At 56.0% G+C, this 23,228-nt stretch carries 23 protein-coding genes; 15 read left to right on the top strand and 8 right to left on the bottom strand.

Features of this window, described 5'->3' with window-relative positions; all coding sequences use genetic code 11:
• Positions 1 to 50 precede the first annotated feature (50 nt).
• Positions 51 to 1,472, bottom strand: coding sequence for a type I glutamate--ammonia ligase (gene glnA / locus SYNCC9902_RS06340; RefSeq protein ID WP_011360054.1), 1,422 nt, complete (start codon positions 1,470 to 1,472; stop codon positions 51 to 53).
• 200 nt (positions 1,473 to 1,672) lie between these two features.
• Here glnA and SYNCC9902_RS06335 point away from each other — a divergent pair, with 200 nt between their 5' ends.
• Complete coding sequence (locus SYNCC9902_RS06335; RefSeq protein ID WP_011360053.1) at positions 1,673 to 2,197, top strand: allophycocyanin subunit beta; 525 nt, start codon at positions 1,673 to 1,675, stop codon at positions 2,195 to 2,197.
• A gap of 95 nt (positions 2,198 to 2,292) precedes the next feature.
• Positions 2,293 to 3,477, top strand: coding sequence for a pyridoxal-phosphate-dependent aminotransferase family protein (locus SYNCC9902_RS06330; RefSeq protein ID WP_011360052.1), 1,185 nt, complete (start codon positions 2,293 to 2,295; stop codon positions 3,475 to 3,477).
• On the opposite strand, the gene SYNCC9902_RS06325 is transcribed toward SYNCC9902_RS06330, so the two are convergent.
• Positions 3,449 to 3,892, bottom strand: coding sequence for a nucleoside deaminase (locus SYNCC9902_RS06325; RefSeq protein WP_011360051.1), 444 nt, complete (start codon positions 3,890 to 3,892; stop codon positions 3,449 to 3,451). The genes SYNCC9902_RS06330 and SYNCC9902_RS06325 overlap by 29 nt on opposite strands.
• Before the next feature lie 101 nt (positions 3,893 to 3,993).
• Here SYNCC9902_RS06325 and SYNCC9902_RS06320 point away from each other — a divergent pair, with 101 nt between their 5' ends.
• Together SYNCC9902_RS06320 and SYNCC9902_RS12480 are read left to right on the top strand one after the other, a co-directional pair.
• Positions 3,994 to 5,394, top strand: a complete 1,401-nt coding sequence (locus SYNCC9902_RS06320; RefSeq protein WP_041425028.1) for a pyridoxal phosphate-dependent decarboxylase family protein — start codon at positions 3,994 to 3,996, stop codon at positions 5,392 to 5,394.
• Complete coding sequence (locus tag SYNCC9902_RS12480) at positions 5,378 to 5,533, top strand: hypothetical protein (protein ID WP_156771087.1); 156 nt, start codon at positions 5,378 to 5,380, stop codon at positions 5,531 to 5,533. The genes SYNCC9902_RS06320 and SYNCC9902_RS12480 overlap by 17 nt, the downstream gene beginning before the upstream one ends.
• Here the strand turns inward: SYNCC9902_RS12480 and SYNCC9902_RS06315 are convergent.
• From SYNCC9902_RS06315 to SYNCC9902_RS06300, 4 genes are read right to left on the bottom strand one after another with little or no spacing between them, the layout of a single operon-like run.
• Complete coding sequence (locus tag SYNCC9902_RS06315; RefSeq protein ID WP_011360049.1) at positions 5,521 to 7,110, bottom strand: YcjF family protein; 1,590 nt, start codon at positions 7,108 to 7,110, stop codon at positions 5,521 to 5,523. The two genes, SYNCC9902_RS12480 and SYNCC9902_RS06315, sit on opposite strands and share 13 nt — an antisense overlap.
• A complete protein-coding gene (locus tag SYNCC9902_RS06310) occupies positions 7,107 to 9,242 on the bottom strand; it encodes a transglycosylase domain-containing protein (protein WP_156771086.1) in 2,136 nt (711 codons plus the stop codon). Before SYNCC9902_RS06310 ends, SYNCC9902_RS06315 begins: the two co-directional genes overlap by 4 nt.
• Positions 9,223 to 9,699 carry a signal peptidase II gene (gene lspA / locus SYNCC9902_RS06305; RefSeq protein ID WP_011360047.1) on the bottom strand — a complete coding sequence of 159 codons (477 nt, stop codon included), beginning with the start codon at positions 9,697 to 9,699 and terminating at the stop codon, positions 9,223 to 9,225. The genes SYNCC9902_RS06310 and lspA overlap by 20 nt, the downstream gene beginning before the upstream one ends.
• Complete coding sequence (locus SYNCC9902_RS06300; protein WP_011360046.1) at positions 9,696 to 10,265, bottom strand: biotin transporter BioY; 570 nt, start codon at positions 10,263 to 10,265, stop codon at positions 9,696 to 9,698. Before SYNCC9902_RS06300 ends, lspA begins: the two co-directional genes overlap by 4 nt.
• Before the next feature lie 56 nt (positions 10,266 to 10,321).
• Between SYNCC9902_RS06300 and SYNCC9902_RS06295 the strand changes: the two genes are divergently transcribed.
• The gene (locus tag SYNCC9902_RS06295) at positions 10,322 to 10,606 is read left to right on the top strand and encodes a DUF3148 domain-containing protein (protein ID WP_011360045.1); all 285 of its coding nucleotides are present in this window, start codon (positions 10,322 to 10,324) and stop codon (positions 10,604 to 10,606) included.
• Between the two features lie 5 nt (positions 10,607 to 10,611).
• On the opposite strand, the gene SYNCC9902_RS06290 is transcribed toward SYNCC9902_RS06295, so the two are convergent.
• Complete coding sequence (locus SYNCC9902_RS06290) at positions 10,612 to 11,865, bottom strand: M16 family metallopeptidase (protein WP_011360044.1); 1,254 nt, start codon at positions 11,863 to 11,865, stop codon at positions 10,612 to 10,614.
• Positions 11,862 to 13,100, bottom strand: coding sequence for a M16 family metallopeptidase (locus SYNCC9902_RS06285; RefSeq protein WP_011360043.1), 1,239 nt, complete (start codon positions 13,098 to 13,100; stop codon positions 11,862 to 11,864). Before SYNCC9902_RS06285 ends, SYNCC9902_RS06290 begins: the two co-directional genes overlap by 4 nt.
• A 67-nt stretch (positions 13,101 to 13,167) precedes the next feature.
• On the opposite strand from SYNCC9902_RS06285, the gene SYNCC9902_RS06280 reads away from it, so the two are divergent.
• The 10 genes from SYNCC9902_RS06280 to recG all read left to right on the top strand — a co-directional run bounded on the left by SYNCC9902_RS06280 (position 13,168) and on the right by recG (position 23,207).
• Complete coding sequence (locus SYNCC9902_RS06280) at positions 13,168 to 13,908, top strand: phycocyanobilin:ferredoxin oxidoreductase (protein ID WP_011360042.1); 741 nt, start codon at positions 13,168 to 13,170, stop codon at positions 13,906 to 13,908.
• Positions 13,908 to 14,822: an HlyD family efflux transporter periplasmic adaptor subunit gene (locus SYNCC9902_RS06275; RefSeq protein ID WP_011360041.1), complete on the top strand. Its 915-nt coding sequence runs from the start codon at positions 13,908 to 13,910 to the stop codon at positions 14,820 to 14,822. The genes SYNCC9902_RS06280 and SYNCC9902_RS06275 overlap by 1 nt, the downstream gene beginning before the upstream one ends.
• Positions 14,819 to 15,988 carry an ABC transporter permease DevC gene (gene devC, locus SYNCC9902_RS06270; protein ID WP_011360040.1) on the top strand — a complete coding sequence of 390 codons (1,170 nt, stop codon included), beginning with the start codon at positions 14,819 to 14,821 and terminating at the stop codon, positions 15,986 to 15,988. The genes SYNCC9902_RS06275 and devC overlap by 4 nt, the downstream gene beginning before the upstream one ends.
• A gap of 1 nt (position 15,989) precedes the next feature.
• Positions 15,990 to 16,703: a DevA family ABC transporter ATP-binding protein gene (locus SYNCC9902_RS06265; RefSeq protein WP_011360039.1), complete on the top strand. Its 714-nt coding sequence runs from the start codon at positions 15,990 to 15,992 to the stop codon at positions 16,701 to 16,703.
• Between the two features lie 30 nt (positions 16,704 to 16,733).
• Positions 16,734 to 16,889 carry a hypothetical protein gene (locus SYNCC9902_RS12475; protein ID WP_006850288.1) on the top strand — a complete coding sequence of 52 codons (156 nt, stop codon included), beginning with the start codon at positions 16,734 to 16,736 and terminating at the stop codon, positions 16,887 to 16,889.
• Positions 16,890 to 16,990: 101 nt separating this feature from the next.
• On the top strand, positions 16,991 to 17,923 hold the full coding sequence (locus SYNCC9902_RS06260; protein ID WP_011360038.1) for a glycosyltransferase family 2 protein: 933 nt from the start codon (positions 16,991 to 16,993) through the stop codon (positions 17,921 to 17,923).
• Between the two features lie 137 nt (positions 17,924 to 18,060).
• The gene (gene rpsB / locus SYNCC9902_RS06255; protein WP_009789902.1) at positions 18,061 to 18,780 is read left to right on the top strand and encodes a 30S ribosomal protein S2; all 720 of its coding nucleotides are present in this window, start codon (positions 18,061 to 18,063) and stop codon (positions 18,778 to 18,780) included.
• An 85-nt stretch (positions 18,781 to 18,865) separates the two neighbouring features.
• Positions 18,866 to 19,525 (top strand): translation elongation factor Ts, encoded by a 660-nt coding sequence (gene tsf, locus SYNCC9902_RS06250; protein WP_011360037.1) that lies wholly within the window; start codon positions 18,866 to 18,868, stop codon positions 19,523 to 19,525.
• 5 nt (positions 19,526 to 19,530) lie between these two features.
• On the top strand, positions 19,531 to 20,730 hold the full coding sequence (locus tag SYNCC9902_RS06245; protein WP_011360036.1) for a hypothetical protein: 1,200 nt from the start codon (positions 19,531 to 19,533) through the stop codon (positions 20,728 to 20,730).
• Entirely contained in the window at positions 20,709 to 23,207 is a 2,499-nt protein-coding gene (recG, locus tag SYNCC9902_RS06240; RefSeq protein WP_049749484.1) for an ATP-dependent DNA helicase RecG, read from the top strand. Before SYNCC9902_RS06245 ends, recG begins: the two co-directional genes overlap by 22 nt.
• Positions 23,208 to 23,228 lie beyond the last annotated feature (21 nt).

Raw genomic sequence — 23,228 nt, 5'->3', positions numbered from 1 at the left:
AAAAAGCCCGCCTCTTTTGAGGCGGGCCATGGAGACTTCAACAACCTGAATCAGGCGTCGTAGTACATGGTGAATTCGTGCGGGTGTGGGCGCTGGCGCAGTTGCTGAACTTCCTCGTATTTGAGGTCGATCCAGTTGTCGATGAAGTCGTCGGTGAAGACGCCACCTTCAGTCAAGAAGGCGCGATCAGCACTTAGGGCCTCTAGTGCACCATTTAAAGAAGGTGGCACCGTTGAGATCTTCTGCAGTTCTTCAGCACTTAGCTCGAACAAGTCACGATCTTCGCCATCGCCGGGATCGATTTGATTTTTGATGCCGTCTAAACCGGCCATCATCATCGCGCTGAAGGCCAAGTAGGGATTGGCGAGGGCATCACCTGAGCGGAACTCCAAGCGTTTGGCTTTCGGGCTTGGACCTGTCAGGGGAATGCGAACAGCAGCAGAGCGGTTGCCCTCGGAATACACCAAATTCACCGGAGCTTCGAAACCTGGAACCAGGCGCTTGTAGCTGTTGGTGGTTGGGTTGGTAAAGGCGAGGAATGCCGGCGCATGCTTCAAAATGCCACCGATGTACCAACGCGCTGTCTGGGACAGGTTGGCGTAGGTGCCTTCACCGAAAAACAAAGGTTCACCACCCTTCCACAGGCTTTGGTGAACGTGCATGCCTGTGCCGTTGTCGTTAAACACCGGCTTCGGCATAAAGGTGGCTGTTTTGCCGTATTTCTTGGCAACGTTCCGTACGACGTACTTGTAGGTCATGACGTTGTCGGCAGCTTCAATCAGCTGCGCGAACTTCATGCCCAGTTCGTGTTGACCCGCACCGGCAACTTCGTGATGGTGCTTCTCAATGGGAATTCCAAGTTGGGCCATGAGCAGCAGCATTTCGGAACGAATGTCCTGAGCTGTGTCATTTGGAGCAACCGGGAAGTAGCCCTCTTTGGTTTGGATTTTGTACGCGAGGTTGCCGCCTTCTTCGATGCGGCCTGTGTTCCAGCCGGCCTCAATTGTGTCAACGCTGTAGAAGGATCCACCTTCCGACGAGTTGTAGCGAACGTCGTCGAAGATGAAAAACTCAGGCTCTGGGCCGAAAAACGCCGTGTCGGCAAGTCCGGTGTTGTTGAGATGGTTGAGAGCGCGTTGCGCCAGTGCTCGAGGACAACGGTCGTAATCCTGACCGGTGCGAGGGTCCTGAATTGAGCAAATCATGCTCAAGGTTTTATGGCGGTAAAACGGATCGATCCAGGCGGAACTTGGATCAGGCACCATCGCCATATCCGAGGCGTTAATGGCCTTCCATCCACGAATGGAGGATCCATCGAAGGCCAGTCCTTCGGTGAACGACTCTTCCTCCAGTAAGTCAGTGCACACCGTCAGGTGCTGCCACTTGCCGTGAAGGTCAGTGAATTTGAGATCAATCAGCTCTATGCCTTCGTCCTTGATTTGACGAAGGACCTCCTGAGGGGTTTTGGCCATGTAAAACGGACGCCAAAGACGGATTTAGAGAGACCGTAAAGATCTCGATGGCTCCATTTTGTATCAAGAGGGACATTCCGGCTTCTGAATGTGGATCGCGTAACCGTTTCTGTCAAAAAGACGGGATCTCAGGCCTGCCAGGGTTTCTCAGCTGTAAAGCGGTGTTAGCGTCCAAATTGGGGTAGTCCTGAGTTCCAGACATGCGCGATGCCATTGGTGGTCTGATCGGTCGCTACGACCAGCTGGGCCGCTATTTCGACAGATCGGCGATCGACAGTATTGAGTCTTACCTCGATGAATCTGAGCTGCGTATCAGGGCTGTTGAGTTGATCAATGCCGACGCGGCTGAAATTGTGCGCGAAGCCAGCCAGCGCCTTTTTCAAGATGAACCAGACCTGCTTTTGCCCGGCGGGAACGCCTACACAACGCGGCGTCTTGCGGCGTGTTTGCGGGATATGGATTACTTCTTGCGGTATGCGAGCTACGCGCTCGTGGCCGGAGACAGCACGATCCTCAACGAACGTGTTCTGAATGGATTGGACGATACCTATAAAAGTCTTGGTGTTCCGACCGGTCCAACGGTTCGGAGCATTGTTTTGCTGGGCGAAGTGGTTGCCGAGAGCCTTCTCCAACAGGGTGTTCCTGCCGACAAGCTCGGTTCTGTGATGCAACCCTTTGATCATTTAGCCCGTGGGTTGGGGGAAACCAACGTTCGTCAGCGCTGATTCAAGGTTTCAGCAGGATTGCAATCGCCCCGTTTGGGTGCCGAATTGGAACGATGACTGCGTAGGCTCTGTGCTCAGAAATAACGTTCAAGGCTTTGGCGACGTCGCAATCTCTTCTCCATGTTGACGATCGTCATCGCAAGTCATTTGCTCCGATCGCAACTCCCGACCGATTGCTGTTGGGTCCGGGTCCGTCGAACGCCCATCCAACTGTTCTCCAGGCATTAGCGCGGACGCCGATCGGTCACCTCGACCCGCTTTATGTGGAGTTGATGGGTGAAGTTCAGGAACTCCTTCGCTATGCCTGGCAAACCGATAACCGTCTCACCCTTCCAATGAGCGGCACGGGCAGTGCGGCCATGGAAGCCACGATTGCTAACACTGTTGAACCCGGCGACACAGTTCTGGTTGCAGTCAAGGGGTATTTCGGTCTTCGTCTCGTCGATATGGCCGGTCGTTATCGGGCCAATGTCAAAACCATTGAAAAGCCCTGGGGCGAGTGGTTTTCCCTTGATGAGCTCGAAGCAGCCCTGATTGAACACAAGCCAGCAATGCTGGCCATCGTTCACGCTGAAACCTCAACGGGTGTTTGCCAGCCCATGGAAGGGGTGGGTGATCTTTGCCGGAAGCACGACTGCCTTCTGCTCTTGGACACGGTGACGTCGTTAGGTGGGGTGCCCCTCTATATCGATGAATGGAAGGTGGATCTGGCCTACAGCTGCAGTCAAAAGGGACTGAGCTGTCCTCCCGGATTGGGTCCCTTCACCATGGGGCCAAGGGCTGAAGCCAAGATGGAAGCTCGTACGGGCAAAGTTCCGAACTGGTATCTCGACGTATCTCTGCTCAACAAGTACTGGGGCAGCGATCGGGTTTATCACCACACGGCCCCCGTCAACATGAACTTCGGCATGCGGGAGGCGCTCCGGCTTTTAGCAGAAGAGGGCGTCGAGCAATCTTGGGCGCGCCATCGCCAGAACGCTGAGGCGTTATGGAATGGATTGGAAAGCCTTGGGCTTTCGATGCATGTTCCAGCCGATCGTCGGCTTCCTACCCTCACGACGGTTCGAATTCCCGATGGTGTGGACGGTAAGGCCTTCAGTCAGCACTTACTGAACGAACACGGCATCGAAATTGGCGGTGGTTTGGGATCTTTGGCCGGCAAGATTTGGCGTATCGGATTGATGGGGTACAACTCCAATCCAGCGAATGTGAACCACCTGCTCAACTTGTTTGAAACCGAGCTGCCGAAATTCAGCAGTTCTGTTGCCTCCGCTGCTTGAACCATTGCTCCAGTTGTGTGGAGGCTTCGGCCTCCATCACTCCGCCGATCACTGTCATTTTGTGGTGGGCGCTGGTGTGGGTCGCAAGGTTCATCGTTCCTCCTAGGCCTCCCCTTTTTCGATCATGGGCTCCAAAAACAACGGTCCCCATCCGTGCCTGGACTAAAGCTCCGGCGCACATCGGACACGGTTCCAGCGTCACGATTAAGCAACATTGGTTGAAGCGCCAATCACCAAGAACCAACGCGGCTTGTTGAAGCGCGACCAATTCCGCATGGCCAAGGGGATCTTGTTTGGTTTCTCGTCGATTGCGGCCATGGCCGATCGCTCGACCATTGGCATCCAGTACCACTGCTGCAACAGGCACCTCCCCGCTGAGGCCGTTGACCTGGGCACGCTGCAACAGCACCTTCATCCACTCGTGCAATCGACCGGTTTGATCCACTCCGAATCGCAGGCGCGGCTGTGAGCACCATCCCACGAGGGGCGAGGATTAGGTCAGTTCAGCCCTCGCTCTTGCACGCCGGTTCCGATCCAAACCCTTCAACGGCACGATTGGCACCGTTTGCGGCTCCCTATGCAACGGATCCTGTCCTGCAGGATTTTCTGCACAGAACAGCGGATCTGCTTTGTGCCTGGATCGGATCGGCTGAGCAGCACAGCCCTTTGCCTCTAATGCGACCGCAGCCGTCGATCGCACCGAATGCTGAGGCGGCGGACCTAGATGCTCTTCTCCACGACCTTCAGGTGGTGATGGATGGGGCCTTCCAGCCATCCCATCCGGGCTCACTCGCCCATCTCGATCCACCACCCCTTACGGCATCGATTGCTGCGGAACTGGTTTGTGCTGGGCTCAATAACAACCTGCTGGCTGATGAGTTGTCACCAGGTCTCTCCAGTTTGGAACAGGAATTGTGCGGCTGGTTTTGTCAGCGACTTGGGCTTCCAAAAGGGGCTGGTGGTGTCTTGGCGAGCGGTGGCACTCTCAGCAACTTGATGGCATTGGTCACGGCGCGTGCCTGTGGGCAAGGCCCTCGCGATGGGGTGATCCTGTGTAGTCGCGATTCCCATGTGTCGTTGGTCAAGGCAACACGTGTGATGGGCTTGTCGGATGACGCCCTTGTCTTGCTGCCCACGGACGATTCTGGACGACTTTGTCTTGCTGCGGTTGAGCAAAAGCTCAATCAATTGCGTCGTCTTCAGAGTCCCTGTATGGCGGTGGTGGCCACCGCGGGAACCACGGTTCGCGGGGCGATTGATCCCTTGCCTCAGCTGGCTGATCTTTGTCGACAACACAATGTTTGGCTGCATGTTGACGCTGCCATCGGTGGCGTCTTTGCCCTGAGTGCCGAGCATGCGTCCTTGATGCGTGGTCTGGATCAGGCGGATTCGATCACGCTGAATCCCCAAAAGCTGCTTGGTATTACCAAGGCCTCATCGCTGCTCCTGCTTCGCGATGGGCATCAACTCAGCACGACGTTCGGAACCGGACTTCCATACATGGAACGACCGACGGGTGAGCACCATGGCGGCGAGGTGGGGCTTCAGGGAACGCGGCCAGCTGAAGTTCTCAAGCTTTGGCTTGGTCTGCGCCAGCTCGGTGAGGTGGGCATTGAATCGATCTTGTCCAATGCCCTGGAACGACGGGCGGCATTTGCCAGTCAATTGGACATCACTCGCCTCAACTTGTTGCCAGGTGATTTGCATATCCAGGCTTTTCGTCTCAACCAAAGCGATTCAACGAGCGGTGATGTCTGGAGCGAGCATCTTCGTCAGCAGCTGTTGTCAGCGGGATACATGCTTTCGCGGCCGTTCTATGGGGATCACTTCTGCTTGAAGGGGGTTTTTGGTAACCCCCACACCACGCCAGAACATTTGACAGAACTGGCAGAACTGATCAATGGCTCGGTGCGTTGATCCCATCGACCACAATCGACCCACTCCTTGGACAGGCCATGCCGGAACAGTCGCAGCGACCTCGCTGGATCGCCATCGTGACCGGTGCCATCTCTGTGGCGATTGGGCTGCTCTATCTATTGATGATCACTGCTCTTGATGCCCGCGGTCCGCTGCTCCCCCCTCCTCCCGAGGCCCTGGCCGGGGCGGTAGTTGTCGCTTCGCCGATCGCTGAAGTGGCTCCACCACCTGACGCATCGCGGTTTCTAAAAAGCGCTGCAAAGACGTTTCCCGCCGATTGAGCTGAAACGCTTCTTGGACGGCGTCTTGCATGCCGCCATCTCCCCAATCTTGGTCTTGTTCAAAAAACCGAATGAAGCTGCTACCCGCGACTCGGGTGAGCCATGCCGCAGTAACTCCCTGGATCGCACGACCCACCAATAGGGTCGGCAAATTCAGGGTGAGCGCTGTGCCCAGCAAGCTCATGGCACCTTTCACCATGCCAAGGGTTGCCAGGGTGCGTCCCACCGAAACGGCGAGTTCCTTGGCTCGTTCTTTCGACATTTCAATGCCGTAGATGCCCGCCATTTCCACCACCATTTGGGCATTGACCGCAGCTGTACTGAGGAGGTCGATACCCGGCAGTGGAGTGGCCGCTACGACCCCGGCTCCGATCCAGCAGTAGCGGTCGACGCAACGCTTCGCATCGCGGATGCGTTGTTGGTTCAATAGATCTCGACCGCGGGAATCAAGGTTGCGGCACTGGAGAAGAATGTTGTCTGCAATGAGTTCTTCCCCCTCGGCCTGCAACACAACCGCCAATCGCTGCATCAGGTCCATGACGTCGGGCTTGGGTTGTAGTGGTCGCCGACCCGGTTGTGGAATGGATTGAGGGGCGGCACTACACGCCAAAACATCTGCGTTCGACAACAGCCCTGTGCAGCGGGATCGCAACACCTGCAGCAGCTGTTTCTCTTCATCCACGCCGCGTAAATCGCGTTTGTTGAGAACAAGGAGGAGTCGTTTTCCAAGATCAGCAATTGAGCGCACCACAGCCAGTTCCGACGCTCGGAGATCGCCATCCACCACCACCAAGAGCAAGTCGGCTCGAATGGCGCGACGTCGTGCTTGATCTTCTCGACTCAGACCGTCGTCGCCTGCTTCAAGAATCCCCGGGGTATCCACGAGTTGTAGACCCCGATTCAACCCTTTGAGGCGCAACCTGTAACTGCGCGTTTCCTTGGTGAGCCCCATCGGAGCACCCACGTCTCCCACCATTTTTTGCAGGAGGGCTCTAATTAGCGATGTTTTGCCGCTGGAGCCGGTGCCGAAGACGACGACCACCAGGTCCCCACGTTGCAGTTCCTCGTTCACCCGATCCCGTTCAGCCTGAAGGCTTTCGCGGGCGATGTCACTTTCAAGTCTTTCGATTAAACGGTCGATATTGCTCAGGCTTTGGTCAGCGGCATCGCGACGATTGGTTGGCGCCTGCAAAGGTTGCGTGGGGCGGCGTCGTGCCGTTGCTTGTTGTTTCCTCCACCAAGGCAGCCCGACCTGGACAACGGCGGTCGCCAAGAGAGTGAGTCCCAGCAGCAAGATTGGCGTAAGAAGCCAAGGGGGTAGGAAATAACTGAGATCCCACAGCAGGGTTCGGACGGCCTGTAAGACGACTCCCACGACCACCAGGGCCAGGAGGGCGCAGGCGAGTCCCAGCAGAAGCCGTGTGCGACCTTTCATGGTTTGGCTTGGTGTCCACCGCTTCTAGCGGCTCGGATCATGTCAGCCCATAAACCAGCCGCAATGGCACTTGATCCAGTGGTTGGGCTGTTGTCGTCATTGCCCAACCAAATTCCCAGAACCCAGTGATTGGCAGGTTCATAGCCAATGAACAACAAATCACGGCCTTCATTGGTTGTTCCCGTTTTCCCGCCTTCTTGCCCACCGAGGGCTGCGGCTTGGCCGGTGCCCTTGCGAACAACGGTACGGAGCATTCCTTGCATCTTCAACGCAGTGGCAGGACGAATGGCTTGCCGTGGGGTTGAGACGGGTGTGCTGCGGCTGCGGCAACGATCCGTTGTTTCGGACGCACAGGTTTCGGCATCAACGAGGCGTCGAATGGTGGTTGGCGGGTACCAAAGGCCTCCATTTTCGACGGCGGCATAGGCACTGGTGAGTTCGATCAAGCGCACCTCGCTTTGCCCCAACGCGAGTCCGGGAACAGGGGAAAGGGGAGTCGTGATCCCGAGCGCACGCGCTTGGCGAACCACCTGATCAACGCCGATGCGTTGCGCAAGCCTTAAGGCAACTGTGTTGTCGCTCAATGCAAAGGCTTGAATCAGGGTGCGTTGTCCAGCACAGTCGCTCGCGAACTCTTGTCCTCCCCATCGCAACGGCCCACAGTCAATGGCTTGACTCGGAGGCATGTTTTGTTCGAGGGCACCGAGGTAAGCAAAAAGCTTGAAGGTGCTTCCTGGTTGTCGGAGTGCCATCGAGGCGCGATTGAACTGACTGGCTCGGAAGTCGCGGCCACCACTGATCGCGAGAACACCACCGCTGCGGCTGTCGATCAAGACAGCCGCACCCTGGTCAATCCCACGTCCTCTATTCACCCGCAGAGCTCGACGCAGCTGTCGCTGCATGACCGCTTGAAGGTGCGGCTCGTAATACGTCTCGATTAAAAAATTTCCTTCTTCGGCAACGTCAGCACCAACCAATGCGGCGAGATCACGTTGAACTTGGTCGCTGTAAAACGGCGCTGCGTCTGCATGACGACGGCTACAGGCCTCTGGCGCGAGTTGTATCGGGCGACGTCGAGTCAAACGGGCCGTGTCGAGGGAAATTTTCCCTTGGTCGGCCATTTTGTTCAGAACAAGATTGCGGGCTTGTAGGGCCCTTGCGGGGTGGCGGCATGGATCATGCCCATTGGGAGACGGCAGTAAACCCACCAGGAGTGCCGCTTGGTCGAGGCGAAGTGTTGCAGCTGAGGTGTCGAAATAGGCCTGGGCAGCATCCTCAAAGCCATAGCCCACGCCGAGATAAACGCGATTGAGATAGCTCAATAACAGGTCTGATTTGCTGAACCGGGTTTCCAGCTGAAGGGCAACGAGTAACTCCCTCCATTTCCGTTCCAGGGTGTCTCCTTGTCCCACTTGATCGGGATAGAGGCTACGAGCGAGTTGCTGCGTGAGACTGCTGCCTCCCTCCAGCACCTCCCGTCCCTGCACATTCGTGACCAGGGCGCGCAGGGTTCCGATCGCGTCAATGCCAGGGTGCCACCAGAAACGACTGTCCTCACTGGCAATGACGGCACTGATCAGTTTTGGGGAGAAGGCATCCAAGCGTTGCAACTCGTTGTGCCGCTCGGAATCCAGTGAACTGATCGGCAAATCGTTTCGGTCGTAAAGAGCGATTGGACCTTGTACTCGTGCCAAACGACCCCGCACGGGCACGCTGAGGTTGGCAACTACTAGTAGACCTGAGCCCGCTGTCAGCGCTGCGGCGATCACCAGGCCAATCCGATTTGCCCATTTCTGCTGGTTTCGATCCGACGAATATCTGAAGTTCAGTTGAGGTGCATCGGGCTCTGAGGCTGGCGCCAGAGCGATCTGATCTCCGTCGCGGAGTTCAAGTTCTTGAATCCGTTTTCCCTGCCACCACAAGCCATTGGTTGATTGTTCGTCGATCAGTAACCAGCGCCGACCACGACGGACCAATCGTGCGTGAAACCTGCTGATCGCTGGATGAATGAGAGGGATGTCAGCGTTTTTGTCGCGCCCCAGCCGGTAACTCTCGCCGTGGAGTTCGATGCTTCGTTCGCGCTGATTCAGCTGTTGAATCAGCAATGTGGGATTAACCATGCTCCCCGTCATGGCGGTTGAGCCAGAGATCCAAAACGAAGCACAGCACCGCAAGATTGATCGCGATATCGGCGCCGTTGAAAATGGGGAAGTTGATCGGCACGAGCGCGAGAAAGTCCACCACGTAGCCAAGGCGCCAGCGGTCTAAGCCATTGCCAAGCGTTCCGCCCAACAGGCATGCCGTCGCTAGGCCTTGCCAAAGAGGTATCGCACGCTGTCGCCCAATCCAGACCAAGATTCCCAAACTCACCAATAGGCTGAGCAGCCCTAGGAATTCTGTGGATCCGCTGAACAGGCTGAAGGCAGCGCCGCTGTTGTGAACCAGTTGCAGAGAGAGGATCCCTGGGATGGCGGGAATCGATCTTCCATCAACCAAGATCTCCGACAGTCCGGCCTTACTCAGCTGATCGATCAGCACGATGGCTGCAGCAATCGACAAGGTTGTGGATCGTTGCAGCACCCTGCTCATGATTCAACGATTAGTAGGCGACGCAAAATCACAGCGAGTAAGCCCGATGCGATGCAAAGGAAAATTTGAGCCGGAAGTGGGTTAATCGAGTACTGCATGATCAGGCTCAACACCGGTGAACTCCACCGTCCGAATAGCGCACCCAATCCGAGGTTGAGTAGGCCACACAACTGCAAAACCAAGAGACCAGCTCCAGCAGCGAAGCACTGCTTTGGTAGGTCCTGCATTCCCGTTTGATGCGCCAGTCGGCCGGTCAACCAGGCTGCTGGAACAAAGCCCGCCAAGTATCCAAAGCCAGGCTCAAGCAGGTAATTCAACCCACCACCGCCGTGGAACACCGGGAGGTTGATGAAGCCCATGCTCAAGTAGGCCACCGCCGCAATGACGCCAGCGCGTGGGCCACTGACCATGGCGCAGACCAACAATGCGGAGACTTGCCAGGTTGCGGGGAGATCAACCACCGCGAGCTGCGGAGTTGGTAGGAGCAGTGCCGCAGGCACAAGGCTGCCAATCAAAATGGCCATCAGCCCCGCTAGGGCACCGCTCCAGGTAGCGAGAGCCCTCACGTTCCACAAACAACTGGGACCATCCTGCTCGAGAATGAACGTCCTGCCTAGAGATCATGACGGCCTCCATTGGTGACAGGTTGCGACTGAAGCAACAACTTCCTTATCTGAAGACCGCCGATCCCATGCCGATGTTGCGCCCATCGGACCTTGTCAGCCTGGATGAAGTGGGGGAAGTCGTTGCGCTACATCCGCTCGACACCGTCGCTGTTCGGTTTCGTCGCGGCACCTATTTAATCTCCCTCGATCAACTCGAGGCTGCCGCCACAGGCGATGACGCTCAAGATGATGTCGCTCAAAAAGATGTCGCTGAAGATGATGTCGATGACTCAGTGGAGTGATCGCGTTATGGATGTCGATTAGCCCAAACCCGCTCCAGAGTCTCTAATGATTCAGGCGGACCACAGAGGCTGAGCTGAGGTTTCTGGAACCAGCGTTGGCAGGTCTCTTGGATGCGATCAACCGTGATCGACGCAATGGCTTCCATACAGCTCTGGTCATGGTCATCGCGCAGTGCCATGGCGCGAAGTTGAACCCTCCGCTCAGCGCGTTGAGAGCAGGTTTGCCGTCCCTGGGCCATCTGACCGATGAATTTGGCGCGGGCAAGGGTTAGATCGGCTTGACTCAGAGTGGTTTGGCAAAGCTCGTCCCAGCTTTGAAGAAGGAGTTGCAGGCTGAGTTCTGCCCGTTCCATCCCCGTAGCAGCCAGAAGCACAAATGGGGCTGGTCCCATCAATTGTGGATAGTGCACTGCAACTTCATAGGCAACACCGTGTTCCTCCCGAAGCCGTCGAAACAGAAGGCTCGACATCCCAACCCCGAGATGACATTGGAGCAAGCGCAACACCAGATCATCGGGATGTCCGTGGGGGACCGTTGCTTGTCCAAGCATCAGAACCACCTGTTCTGTGTCCATCGATTCAAGGTGAATCCTTTCGCCTGCAGGCGTTCCGTAATTCAGACGACCAGCGTTCCATTCAGCTGATGCTTGTGGCCAGCCACGGAAACCATCCATGGCACGAATGCGGTGCTCGATGTCTTCGGGTAGGGAGCCCGCCAGGCTCAAAACGCTTTGCCCGCTTGGGAGTTGCTGTGCCAGGGGCAGAATCTGCTGGCGCTCGATGTTTTGGAGGTCCTGTTCCACTCCCATCGGATCATGGCCGTAGCCGCCGTTGTTAAAGGCGAGTCCACGCCATGCGACGGCTGCCATGTGGAATGGGTCCTCCCGCTGCCGCTGCAACATCTGCAGGGTGAGGTTTTTTTCGAGGGCGACTTGGTCCGGTGCGAGATGCGGTTCTAGGACCATCCACCCCAATAAAGGAAGAAGCTGCTCCGCATCCTCCAGGGTGCTGCGAAGACTCAGTAACAACCCATCCTCTTGCGCATCGCAGCGCAGCCCTGCTCCACATCCCTCGACAACATCGGCGAGTTCCTTTGGGTTGTAGGGGCCGCAGCCCCGGCTCAGAAGCGACGCCAATAGGTCGTGGGCACCGCGCTGATCTCTGGCATCGCAAGCACTGCCAAATGGCAGCCAAAGCTTTGCGGCCATCACGCCCGGTGAAGCGAGAGGTTCGACCAAAACATCCAGTGCTGAACTCACTGGTTGGCTCCAGGGCGAGCAATCAACACACAGGCCTTTTCAGGCAGAAGCGCAGGGAATAGTTCGGTCTGCAGTCGTTCGGCACTCCAATGGTTCAGATGGTTTAAGGGAGATAACAAGTCTTGGTTGCGATGCCAAAGCACGTGGCTGGCACAAAGACCGGTCACATGTCCGACAGATTCCAACGAGTAGCGGAGGCTATTGCTCACCAGCTGGTACCCACGCCGTAACTCTTGTTCTGAAACGGCTTCGTCTGCCACTTGATGCAGCACTGCATTGATCTCTTGTTCAACTGCGGATAATGCATCTTCTGGGCAGATCACTTCCAGGGTGATGAGGCTCCCCTCCTCCAAGGCTGTGAGGTCCATCGAGATACTTTCAACCAATTGAAGCTCCTCCCGTAAACGCTCCACCAGACGACTTCTTCTTCCCTCACCTAACAGTGTTGTCGCGAGATCTGCTCCCATAACGGCCTCCTGGTTGTGGGCAGGCGCTGTCGTCCAAAGCATCAAAATTCGCGCCGATTCCAAACGGTCGACCCGTTGCGTGTGGCGGCCGGCGTGAAGCATCAGTGGCAAGGGTTGATGCGAGCTGGGCTCGTTTCGATCTCCTGGAAGGTCCGCCAAGGCCGATGCTGCGATGGTTGGTTTGAGCGTTTCTGGGGCAGGGCCAGCCAGGGCCAGGGTGCAATTTGGCCCGAGGTAACGCCGTTGGTGAAACCGCCGCATCAGGCTGGGCTCCATGGCGTTGAGCGTTGCAACCTTGCCGAGAATGGGTCGGCCGTAGGAATGGTCTCCGCAACCCAAACTCAAGATGCTTTGCAGCACTTGCTCAGTGGGTTGGTCGGCATATTGGGCAATCTCTTCGAGCACCACATCTCTTTCTGTTGAAAAGCCCTGCGGGTCGAGGGCCGGTTGCAGCACAAGTTCGAGCAGTAAATCCAAAGCCTCCGCTGCTCGATCTGGTGGGATCAAAACGTGAAAGTGCACGTCGTCGAATCCAGTGGCTGCATTGCTGCTGCCTCCAAGCGCTTCGATGGCTTCATCGAATGCCCCAGCGGCTAAGCGATGACTTCCCTTAAACACCATGTGTTCAAGAAAATGTGCGATGCCTTCCTCACCAGGCTGCTCACTGCTGCTGCCGGCTTGGCACCAAAAATCAAGGCAGGTGAGCGGTGCATCGGGCATCGCTGCCGCCACGCAACGGGTGCCGTTGGGCAAAGTCCAGTTGTCCAACTTGGGACCGAAGAACGAACGGTTCAGAACTGCGTGGCAAAGTTCTATTCTGTGCCTGCCGGCCTTGATGCAGCCTCAGTCGAAGGATCCCTGTCAGGAACTGCATCCTCTGGTGTCGACGCTCGCAGCGTCCATCCGTTCGTCTTGGCAAAAACTTCCAGAACTTGCACCGTTATGCACCGCTGACGACCTCAAGGCGATTCATGGAGAACTCGACGGTGAAACGCTTTTTATTGGCAACGAGCTGTATCAGTGCCGAGGTTTTCGCAAAATTCACCTGGAAATAGCAAGACTCGGCAACGGCTTGCAGATTCTTCACTGCGTTTGGTTTCCTGATCCTCAATACGACTTACCGATTTTTGGTGCCGATATCGTTGCGGGTCCTGCGGGGATATCAGCGGCGATTGTTGACCTATCGCCGACATCGGGCGAGTTACCAGATCCAGTGTTTAAAGGCCTTGAGGCGATTGAAAGGCCAGCATTTCGTCAGGTGCGAGACCTGCCTGGATGGGGGACAATTTTTTCAAGCAAGGTTTGTTTCATTCGGCCAGATGGAGCCGACGAAGAGGCTCTTTTTAATCAGGTCGTAATCGACTATCTCGAGGTTCTTTCCGATTGTGCCTCGCGCGCAAATCCCGAATCACCAACAACCGTTTCTACGATCAACCGGTATGAAGGCCAACTGAACTACTGCCTTCAACAGAAGCGCAACGACAAAACCCGCCGGGTGCTCGAGAAAGCGTTCGATCCAGAGTGGGCCGATCGGTATATCGAGCTTCTGCTGTTTGATAACCCGCCAACTCCTTAATGCCGAAGATTCCTCGTCCTCTGATCGCAGCCACTGCAGTCGTTGTTGCGGCTGGCGGTTGGTTGGTATTGCGTCCAAAGCCATCAGAGCTTCAAAGCTCGCCAGTTGTGCCGGAACAGGCGTCACCAGTCAAAGCGGAAGCGGTGGCGGCCCTTGGTCAACTGATGCCCGCTGGCGATATTCGTAGTCTTGCGGCACCCACCGCAGGAATTGCGGGAACGCCTCGGATCTCAGCCTTGCACGTGAAAGAAGGTGCGGTGATTCAACGCGGCGAGGTGTTGGCCACCTTTGATCACCGCCAGGGGCTCTTGGCCGATCTCGAAGAAATCAACGCAAAATTACGAAGCCTTGAGCAGCAAATTGCTCTCCAAACGGTTGAGGTCAGTCGGTTTCAAAAAGCGGCTGAGTGGGGGGCTGCTGAACGTGTTTTGGTGGACAACAAACGGGAAGAACTGATTCGGATGCAGGGCCAGCGCTCAGAGGCTCTGGCCAGCCGAAAGGGATTGCAAACAGATCTTGCCTTGAGCCAACTCATCTCACCCATCGATGGCTTGGTTCTTGAAATTCATTCCCGTGAGGGAGAACGCCCAGGCAGTGATGGCGTGATGGACGTTGGGGCAAGTCAAAAGATGGAAGCAAAAATTGAGGTTTATGAGTCGGATGTTGCGAGGATCCAGCTTGGCCAGATCGTGCGTTTAACAAGTGAGAACGGTGGCTTTAAAGGGAATCTGAATGGACAAGTGATTCGGATAAGCCCCCAGGTTGAGCAGCGCGCTGTGCTGTCGACAGACCCCACCGGCGATGCGGATGCTCGGGTGGTGCAAGTGGACGTTGCCTTGGATCCCGCCGATGCCAAAAAGGTCATGCGCTTGGCTGGTTTGAAAGTGATCGCCCGTTTCCAGTCGAACCCATGACCTCGCCTTGGCAGGGACGTCGAATTCCACTCTCTTGGATGTTGCTCACCCGACAACCAGTGCGGTTGTTAGTGGCTCTCGCTGGCATCAGTTTCGCCGGAATCCTGATGTTCATGCAGCTCGGTTTTCGTGATGGCTTATTTGATGCGAGCGTCACGGTTCACCGGCTCTTTGATGCCGACTTGGTGCTGATTAGTCCCCGTTCAGCCAGCTCGGTGCGAATGGCGGGATTTCCCCGTCGGCGCCTGATTCAAACCTTGGCTGATCCATCGGTTGAAGGAGTCACCCCCGTTCATTGGGGTTTGATGTTGTGGCGCAATCCTGAAACCCGTCGCAATCGGGCCATCCTGGCGCTGGGCTTCAATCCTGATGATCCTTTCTTTATAGACCCTGGATTAGCAGAACAAACCGGGGTCTTGAAGCAGAAAGGCCGAATTTTGTTCGATCGGTTGTCGCGTCCCGAATTTGGTCCGATTGCCGACTGGTACAACGACGGAAAGGTGGTGGAAACAGAAATAGCCGGCAATCGGGTCCGTGTTGAAGGGTTGGTGAGCTTGGGCACCAGTTTTGGAGCCGATGGCAATTTGCTCACGAGTACCGAAACATTTTTGGATTTGATGCCTCAGAAATCCCCCGGTGGGATTGAGGTTGGCTTGATTCGGTTGCAGCCTGGAACCGATCCCGACCTCGCTGTTGAGCGTCTTCAACAGCGCTTACCCGACGATGTGACGGTGTTGACGAAACAAGGTTTTATTGATTTCGAGCAGAACTACTGGAAAAGCAGCACGTCCATTGGCTTCATTTTCACCCTCGGGGCTGCCATGGGCTTCGTGGTGGGTTGCGTGATTGTGTATCAGGTGCTGTACACCGATGTGAGTGATCATCTGCCCGAATACGCCACCTTGATGGCCATGGGGTATCGCATGAGTCACTTGCTTGGTGTTGTGATGCGAGAAGGTTTTTATCTAGCGGCGCTTGGTTATGTGCCCGCCTATCTCGCCGGACAAGGGCTGTATTGGTTCGTTCGTGACGCGACAAAACTCCCGGTAGGCATGGATCCTGCCCGCGCGATCACCGTTCTGGTGATGATTCTTGTGATGTGCATGCTGTCGTCGCTGTTGGCGATGCGCCGTTTGATCGATGCCGATCCTGCGGAGATCTTCTGATATGTCTGTTGCTCTCAACTTTGATTCGGCGCCGCCGGCGGTGTCGATTGACACCTTGAGCCATTCCTTCGGTCAGGGTTCGATGCGCCGTCAGGTTCTCGAGAACATTTCCCTACGGATCAATCCCGGAGAGGTTGTGTTGCTAACAGGACCCTCGGGATGCGGCAAAACAACCCTGCTCACCTTGATTGGTGCCTTACGCACGGTGCAACAGGGGTCGGTGAATGTGCTCGGTCAACGCTTAGACGGCGCCGGACGTCGCAGCCGCCAACAAGTGCGCCGTCGCATTGGCATGATTTTCCAGGGCCACAACCTGTTGCGGTGCCTTACGGCAGAACAGAACGTGCAAATGGGTGCGGACCTGTTGCCAGATCTCACCTATCGAGCGCGAAGGAACGAAGCCCGTACCTGGCTAAGGGCGGTTGGTTTAGATGATCAGCAAATGGGTCAGTTGCCCCATGATTTGTCCGGTGGTCAAAAACAACGTGTAGCGATTGCCCGTGCCCTCGCAGCCCATCCACGTTTGCTTTTGGCTGATGAGCCCACCGCAGCATTGGACAGCAGAACCGGACGAGAAGTGGTGGATCTGCTCAAGAAACTGGCTCGGGAGCAAGCGTGTGCAGTGTTGATGGTGACCCATGATCCGCGCATTTTGGATGTGGCCGACCGACTTCTCGAAATGGAAGATGGCTGTTTATTGCCTGCTGTTCAGTAAGATGGTTGAAATTGAAAGTGACATCGACGGATGGCCAAGCGCAGAAACCTGAAGAAAGAGAAACAGGAGCGCAACCGCGCTTATGCGCGCAAGTTCAAAAAGCGCAAGATGCGTAATGACGGCCGTGGCGAAGGTGCTGGCAACGGCGTTACCGGTACTGCTAACAACGGCGGCGCCGCCGATTGATCGGTTCCATGGATCGTTCACGATCAAATTTGAAAAAGGGGGTCGTTGGACCCCCTTTTTTGTGTCCGTAGGCTGGTGGTCTTGTTGCTTCGGCTGTCGCGATGTTCGTAAGCGTCGTTATTCCGACCTACAACCGCAGGCCGATTCTCGAGAAGTGTCTCGATGCATTGGAGCGGCAGCACGTAGCGGGCCCCCTTGATCAGTACGAGGTGGTCGTCGTCGATGACGGATCCACCGATGGCACCCCCGCCTGGCTACGCGGGCATGTGGATCGTTTCCCCCATGTTCGGTTGGTGGAACAGCAGCACGGTGGTCCTGCGGAGGGGCGTAATCGAGGCGTGGATCACGCCAAGGGTGATGTGATCGTCTTTATCGATAGTGATCTGGTGGTAACAGAGTCGTTTTTGGCCTGTCATGCCAAAGCCTTGCAACGGAGTTGGGATCAGCGTGGCAATCGGCTTTGCTTCACCTACGGGGCTGTGGTGAACACAGCGAATTTTGAAGACCCCACATCAGAACGCCACAAGCTTCGAGATCTCTCATGGGCCTACTTCGCGACAGGCAATGTGGCGATCGACCGTGGAGTTTTGGAGCGCTCAGGCTTGTTTGATTGTTCGTTTCGTTTGTATGGATGGGAAGACTTGGAATTGGGGGAACGTCTACGGCGGATGGGGGTTGGCTTGATCAAATGTCCAGAGGCCGTCGGTTATCACTGGCATCCAGCGCTCACGCTTGATCAAATTCCCAATTTGATTCGTGTGGAGGGTGAACGGGCTCGAATGGGACTTGTCTTCTTCCGGAAGCACCCCACCCGTCGTGTGCGCTTCATCATTCAGTTCACTTGGTTGCATCGACTGCTCTGGGAGGTTTTAACGCTTGGGGGTTTGGTGAATCAGCACAGTCTTCGACCGACGCTGCGTTGGTTGATTCACAACGGTTATCCGGGCACAGCGATGGAGCTGCTGCGTCTTCCTTTGAACAGGATTGGCGTGCGTACTCTTTTTCAAGTGGCAGAGGCGGAAGGACTGCATTGAAAGCAATCGATTTGGTACCGTCAGAGGGTCCCCTATTCCGCACACTTGCCCGTTTCGGGTGTACTTGAATGGTTTTCGGCCCTGGTCGTGATTGTTCAGTCCCTGGCAGGTGGAGGCGAACCCGAAACCCTTAAACCATGGCTGTTGTCACTCTCTCCGAAATGATGGAGGCGGGTGCCCACTTTGGGCACCAAACCCGTCGTTGGAACCCCAAGATGTCGCGCTACATCTATTGCGCGCGCAATGGTGTCCACATCATTGATTTGGTTAAAACCGCCGTATGCATGAACAATGCATACAAGTGGACCCGCTCTGCAGCGCGTAGCGGCAAACGTTTTCTGTTCGTTGGTACCAAAAAGCAGGCCTCTGAGGTGGTTGCTTTGGAAGCTGCCCGTTGTGGCGCGGCCTATGTCAACCAGCGTTGGTTGGGCGGCATGCTCACCAACTGGACCACGATGAAAGCGCGTATCGATCGTCTGAAAGACCTCGAACGCATGGAATCCAGTGGTGCCATTGCGATGCGCCCTAAAAAAGAGGGAGCTGTTCTCCGTCGGGAACTTGAGCGTCTTCAGAAATACCTCGGTGGTCTGAAGACCATGCGTCGTCTTCCTGACGTTGTTGTTTTGGTTGACCAGCGTCGGGAATCCAACGCCGTGCTCGAAGCCCGCAAACTGGACATCCCGTTGGTGTCGATGTTGGATACCAATTGCGATCCCGATCTCTGTGAGGTGCCGATCCCTTGCAACGACGATGCAGTCCGATCTGTTCAACTCGTTCTTGGTCGCTTGGCTGATGCGATCAATGAAGGCCGCCATGGCTCTAATGAGCAAAGAGGCGGAGACGATTACGAGGGTTAAGCCTTTCGTCCGCTAAGTTCTCGCCGCCGATCTGCCTTGCAGATTGGTGGCGATTCATGTTTCCTTTTTATCTCCCTTAAATCCGATGGCTGCCGTAACCGCAAAGCTTGTCAAAGAACTGCGCGACAAGACAGGCGCGGGAATGATGGACTGCAAGAAGGCTCTTGCAGCAACAGACGGTGATACCGACAAGGCTGTCGAGTGGCTGCGCCAAAAGGGCATTGCCAGCGCTGAGAAGAAATCTGGAAGGACCGCCGCAGAGGGATCGATCGGGAGCTACATCCACACCGGTGCTCGTGTGGGAGTGTTGATCGAAATCAACTGCGAAACAGACTTTGTCGCCCGTGGCGACATGTTCCAAGAGCTGCTTCGGGATGTGTCGATGCAAGTCGCAGCATGTCCAAACGTGGAATACGTCACCACCGATGAGATCCCACCGGAGATCAGCGAGCGCGAGAAAGCGATTGAAATGGGTCGGGACGACCTAGAAGGCAAGCCCGAGAAGATGAAGGAAAAGATCGTTGAGGGTCGTATTGCCAAGCGCTTAAAAGAGCTGGCTCTGATGGAGCAGCCTTTCATTAAAGACAGTTCCATCACCGTCGCTGAATTGGTCAAGCAGGCCGCCGGCAAGATTGGTGAGAACGTCAAAGTGCGTCGATTCACCCGTTACACCCTCGGCGAGGGTATTGAAGTCGAAGACAACGACTTCGCCGCGGAAGTGGCGTCCATGCAGAACGCCGGCTGATCCCGGTGTCTGTTCCGGACATCAAGTCCGCCTACGACCCATCAGAACAGCTGGCACGCCTTCAACGGCAGTGCCGGCTCAGATCGGTTGCCATCTATCGGGATCAAGCGCTTTATCTGCAGGTGTTGCGCGACGAAGTGCAAGCTGCCACACGCCAGGCGCTATTTAGTTTGTTGAGTGAGGTTGATCCGGCAAGGTTTAGTCGCCTAAGTGGCATCGAACGGAGCCGTTTTCACGCGGCGGTGCAGGACTTAACCAAGCGGTGCTCCGTTTTACTCACGGTGGAGCAACTTATGCATCTCGTCACCCAGATGAACGATGAACAGCGTCGTCAACAGGCGCATGCCAGTCGTGAGATGTTGCAAGGACTCTCCAAAAATATTCAGGAGACCAAAACAGCTACACAACAGGATCAAACTGACCCGCCGCGGTTGAATCGAGCCGATCCTGCAGGATCCGTTCATTTGAGTTTGGCGTCTCCACTGGGCTCTCCTCCTGTGGCACCGATGAACCCTTCTGATCAACCTCAGAGCGAAGCCAGCGATGAGTCAGAGGCCGTCATGCCTGGGGACGAGGACGACCAACAGCAGAGTTCTGATCTCGACGTCTTGCAATCGTTATTCCAGCTGGCTGGTGATGTCATGCAACCGTCAGGGCATGTTGAGGATTGGATGCTTGATGCACCGAGCAGTCCATCGTCGGAAGGGGACGATCATTTGCTCCCGACACGTCCTGATGCCTTGCTCCATTGGATGCAATCCATGGATTTGGCCCTCTCTCGGCGTCTGCGCAATTTGTCCCACGCCGTCAATGTTCAAATGTTGAGAGCGGGGCTAGCGCAAGCCCTTCTGCCCATCACCCTGTTGGAGGCCGTTCAGCGCGGACAAATGGAAACCCAGCCAACGGCTAGCAATGTTTTACGCATTCGGATGCCATTGGCCATGGGTGAGCTTGAGCCAGGAATGGATGTGTTTTCGATTTTGATTCGCACGAGTGAGTTGGAATTTGATAGTCATCGGTTGCGCCGTTGCCGCAACCGTTTACGCCAACACCATCACGATTTGACCAAAATGGTCGGACAGCAACGTCACTGGGAGCGTCGCTCCCTGGATCGCGAGGCCCGGACCCATTGGCAGACTCCACCCGATTCGACTCCACTCGATTCGACGGCACGCGACTCGAGATCAATGCCGACCGGGGACTGACGAGCGCTCAGCTAGCTCTGTTCCTTGGCTGGCTGCGACCACTGCAGCAGTCGTTGGGTTTGGAGGTGGATCGCGGTTTTCAAAATCTCCAAGGACGACAACAGCGATTTCACGAGTTCTTATCGCAACAGTTGTCGGCACCTCCGTCGATACCGATGCCCCGTGGCGCTGTGGAACGGATGGACCGGTTGCGCGACTCCTTTGATAAGTATCCGCAGCTCACAGATGCCGCCCGTCGTCGGCTCGTCAGTGACGCCCGTCAGTGGTTGTACGAGTTACGCCATCGCTTGGAACCATCGGCTCCGATGGCACCACCGCGCTTAAAACTGCCAACCGCTTCCGGGTCACATTCAAGAGAAGGTCCCAGCCTTGATCTTGAGAGTCCGATCACTCGCATCAAAGGGGTGGGACCGAAGTTGGCCAGTCGCTTGGCCTCACTCAATTTGTTGCTGGTGAAAGATCTGTTGCGTCATTACCCCCGCGACCATGTCGATTACTCGGCGATGCGACGAATTGAGGCCTTAGTGGCAGGGGAAACAGCAACCATCGTGGCCACGATTCGCCGTTGTAATGGCTTTGTGAGCCCGCGCAATCCCAACCTCGCCATTCTTGAACTCCAGTTGCAGGACCCGACAGGACGGCTGAAGGTGACGCGTTTTCTCGCGGGGAAACGTTTTAGTTCGCAGGCCTACCTCAAAGGCCAACAACGCCTGTATCCAGCTGGAGCCAGCGTGGCTGTGAGCGGTCTTGTCAAAGACGGTGCCTATGGGCTGTCGTTTCAGGATCCGTTGATTGAGGTTCTCGAGAACCCCACCTCACCGGTCAAGTCGGCAAGCATTGGACGCCTGCTTCCGGTGTATGCCCTTACGGAGGGCGTGGGGGCCGATCGCTTTAGAAGCCTGATTGAGCAGGTGTTGCCCCTTACAGAGCAATGGATCGAACCTCTGCCTGAGCCACTACGGAAGACGTTTGGTCTTTTGTCGGTTTCAGAGGCATTGAAGGCGCTCCATGCTCCAAAGGATCGGACCACGCTGGACCGTGGTCGTCATCGTTTGGTCTTTGATGAGTTTCTGCTGTTGCAACTGGGTTTGTTGAGGCGCCGCCAGGCGTTGCGCTCACGCCCTGGTCCTGAGCTTGGCCTTCTCCCCTCCAGTCAGGGACTTGTGCAGGATTTCAAGGATTTGCTGTCGTTCCAGTTCACTGATGCCCAACAGCGGGTGTTGCGCGAAATCGAAGCTGATTTGGCCCAGTCGAAACCCATGGCACGTCTGGTCCAAGGCGATGTGGGCTCTGGAAAAACGGTCGTTGCGATTGCGGCCCTACTCAGCACCATCGCGTCTGGGTGGCAGGGCGCCTTGATGGCACCTACCGAAGTCTTGGCCGAGCAGCACCATCGCAATCTGTGTCACTGGTTTCCTCAACTTCACATCACGGTTGAACTGCTCACGGGCTCAACGCCACGTCCGCGTCGGCGTCAGCTCCTCGACGACCTGGCCAGTGGCTCGTTGAAATTATTGGTGGGCACCCACGCTCTTTTGGAGGATCCCGTGGTGTTTGAACGCTTGGGACTTGTGGTGGTTGATGAGCAACATCGCTTTGGCGTTCATCAACGGGACCGATTGTTGAACAAAGGTCTGCAGCCGCATCTGCTCACGATGACGGCGACTCCAATTCCCAGAACCTTGGCACTGTCTGTCCATGGTGATTTAGATGTGAGCCAAATTGATGAATTACCGCCAGGACGAACGCCGATCAAAACGGCAATGCTGTCCGCCGGACAACGGGAGAAGGCCTATGCCTTGATCCGGGACGAAGTGTCGAAAGGTCAGCGCGCCTATGTGGTGCTGCCACTGGTGGAGGAATCCGAGAAATTGGAATTGCGTTCAGCGGTTGAAGTGCATGCCGAGTTGGTGTCGGAGGTGTTCCCAGATCTGCAGGTTGGGTTACTGCACGGTCGGTTAAGCAGTGTGGAAAAACAAGAAGTGCTCTCTTCGTTCTCGTCGGGTGCCTGTCAGGTGCTGGTGTCAACAACGGTCGTGGAAGTGGGGGTGGATGTTCCTGAGGCGAGCGTGATGATGATCGACCACGCGGAGCGGTTTGGTCTGGCGCAACTCCACCAGTTGCGTGGACGGGTGGGTCGTGGGGCGGCTGCCTCCCACTGCCTATTGATCAATGGCAGTTCCAATCCTTTGGCCCGTCAACGGCTCGATGTTTTGGTGCGATCCACCGATGGATTTGAAATTGCTGAAATGGATCTGAGGTTGCGTGGTCCTGGACAGGTACTGGGAACGCGCCAATCCGGTTTGCCAGATTTGGCCTTGGCGAGCCTCGCCGATGATGCGGCGGTTTTGGAGGATGCTCGGACTGCAGCCCAGGATCTACTCCGCGATGATCCAAATCTTGAACGTTGCCCCAAACTTCGAGCCTTGCTCGATGATCAACAACGTCGCCTCAGTGGTGGCACACCATTGAATTAAATATCGTTCACTGGTTTTACT

Origin of the sequence: Synechococcus sp. CC9902, from assembly GCF_000012505.1 — a bacterium.
GTDB lineage: Bacteria > Cyanobacteriota > Cyanobacteriia > PCC-6307 > Cyanobiaceae > Parasynechococcus.
The sequence above is the reverse complement of the archived record's forward strand: the minus strand, read 5'-3'. Positions and strand labels throughout refer to the sequence as shown.

What these genes read in the sequence shown, in the direction of transcription:
- glnA (WP_011360054.1), bottom strand. Translation starts at nt 1,472, where the DNA reads ATGGCCAAAACCCCTCAGGAGGTCCTTCGTCAAATCAAGGACGAAGGC.
- SYNCC9902_RS06335 (WP_011360053.1), top strand. Translation starts at nt 1,673, where the DNA reads ATGCGCGATGCCATTGGTGGTCTGATCGGTCGCTACGACCAGCTGGGC.
- SYNCC9902_RS06325 (WP_011360051.1), bottom strand. Translation starts at nt 3,892, where the DNA reads ATGAAGGTGCTGTTGCAGCGTGCCCAGGTCAACGGCCTCAGCGGGGAG.
- SYNCC9902_RS12480 (WP_156771087.1), top strand. Translation starts at nt 5,378, where the DNA reads ATGGCTCGGTGCGTTGATCCCATCGACCACAATCGACCCACTCCTTGG.
- SYNCC9902_RS06315 (WP_011360049.1), bottom strand. Translation starts at nt 7,110, where the DNA reads ATGAAAGGTCGCACACGGCTTCTGCTGGGACTCGCCTGCGCCCTCCTG.
- SYNCC9902_RS06310 (WP_156771086.1), bottom strand. Translation starts at nt 9,242, where the DNA reads ATGACGGGGAGCATGGTTAATCCCACATTGCTGATTCAACAGCTGAAT.
- lspA (WP_011360047.1), bottom strand. Translation starts at nt 9,699, where the DNA reads ATGAGCAGGGTGCTGCAACGATCCACAACCTTGTCGATTGCTGCAGCC.
- SYNCC9902_RS06295 (WP_011360045.1), top strand. Translation starts at nt 10,322, where the DNA reads ATGACGGCCTCCATTGGTGACAGGTTGCGACTGAAGCAACAACTTCCT.
- SYNCC9902_RS06280 (WP_011360042.1), top strand. Translation starts at nt 13,168, where the DNA reads ATGCAGCCTCAGTCGAAGGATCCCTGTCAGGAACTGCATCCTCTGGTG.
- SYNCC9902_RS06275 (WP_011360041.1), top strand. Translation starts at nt 13,908, where the DNA reads ATGCCGAAGATTCCTCGTCCTCTGATCGCAGCCACTGCAGTCGTTGTT.
- devC (WP_011360040.1), top strand. Translation starts at nt 14,819, where the DNA reads ATGACCTCGCCTTGGCAGGGACGTCGAATTCCACTCTCTTGGATGTTG.
- SYNCC9902_RS06265 (WP_011360039.1), top strand. Translation starts at nt 15,990, where the DNA reads ATGTCTGTTGCTCTCAACTTTGATTCGGCGCCGCCGGCGGTGTCGATT.
- SYNCC9902_RS12475 (WP_006850288.1), top strand. Translation starts at nt 16,734, where the DNA reads ATGGCCAAGCGCAGAAACCTGAAGAAAGAGAAACAGGAGCGCAACCGC.
- SYNCC9902_RS06260 (WP_011360038.1), top strand. Translation starts at nt 16,991, where the DNA reads ATGTTCGTAAGCGTCGTTATTCCGACCTACAACCGCAGGCCGATTCTC.
- rpsB (WP_009789902.1), top strand. Translation starts at nt 18,061, where the DNA reads ATGGCTGTTGTCACTCTCTCCGAAATGATGGAGGCGGGTGCCCACTTT.
- tsf (WP_011360037.1), top strand. Translation starts at nt 18,866, where the DNA reads ATGGCTGCCGTAACCGCAAAGCTTGTCAAAGAACTGCGCGACAAGACA.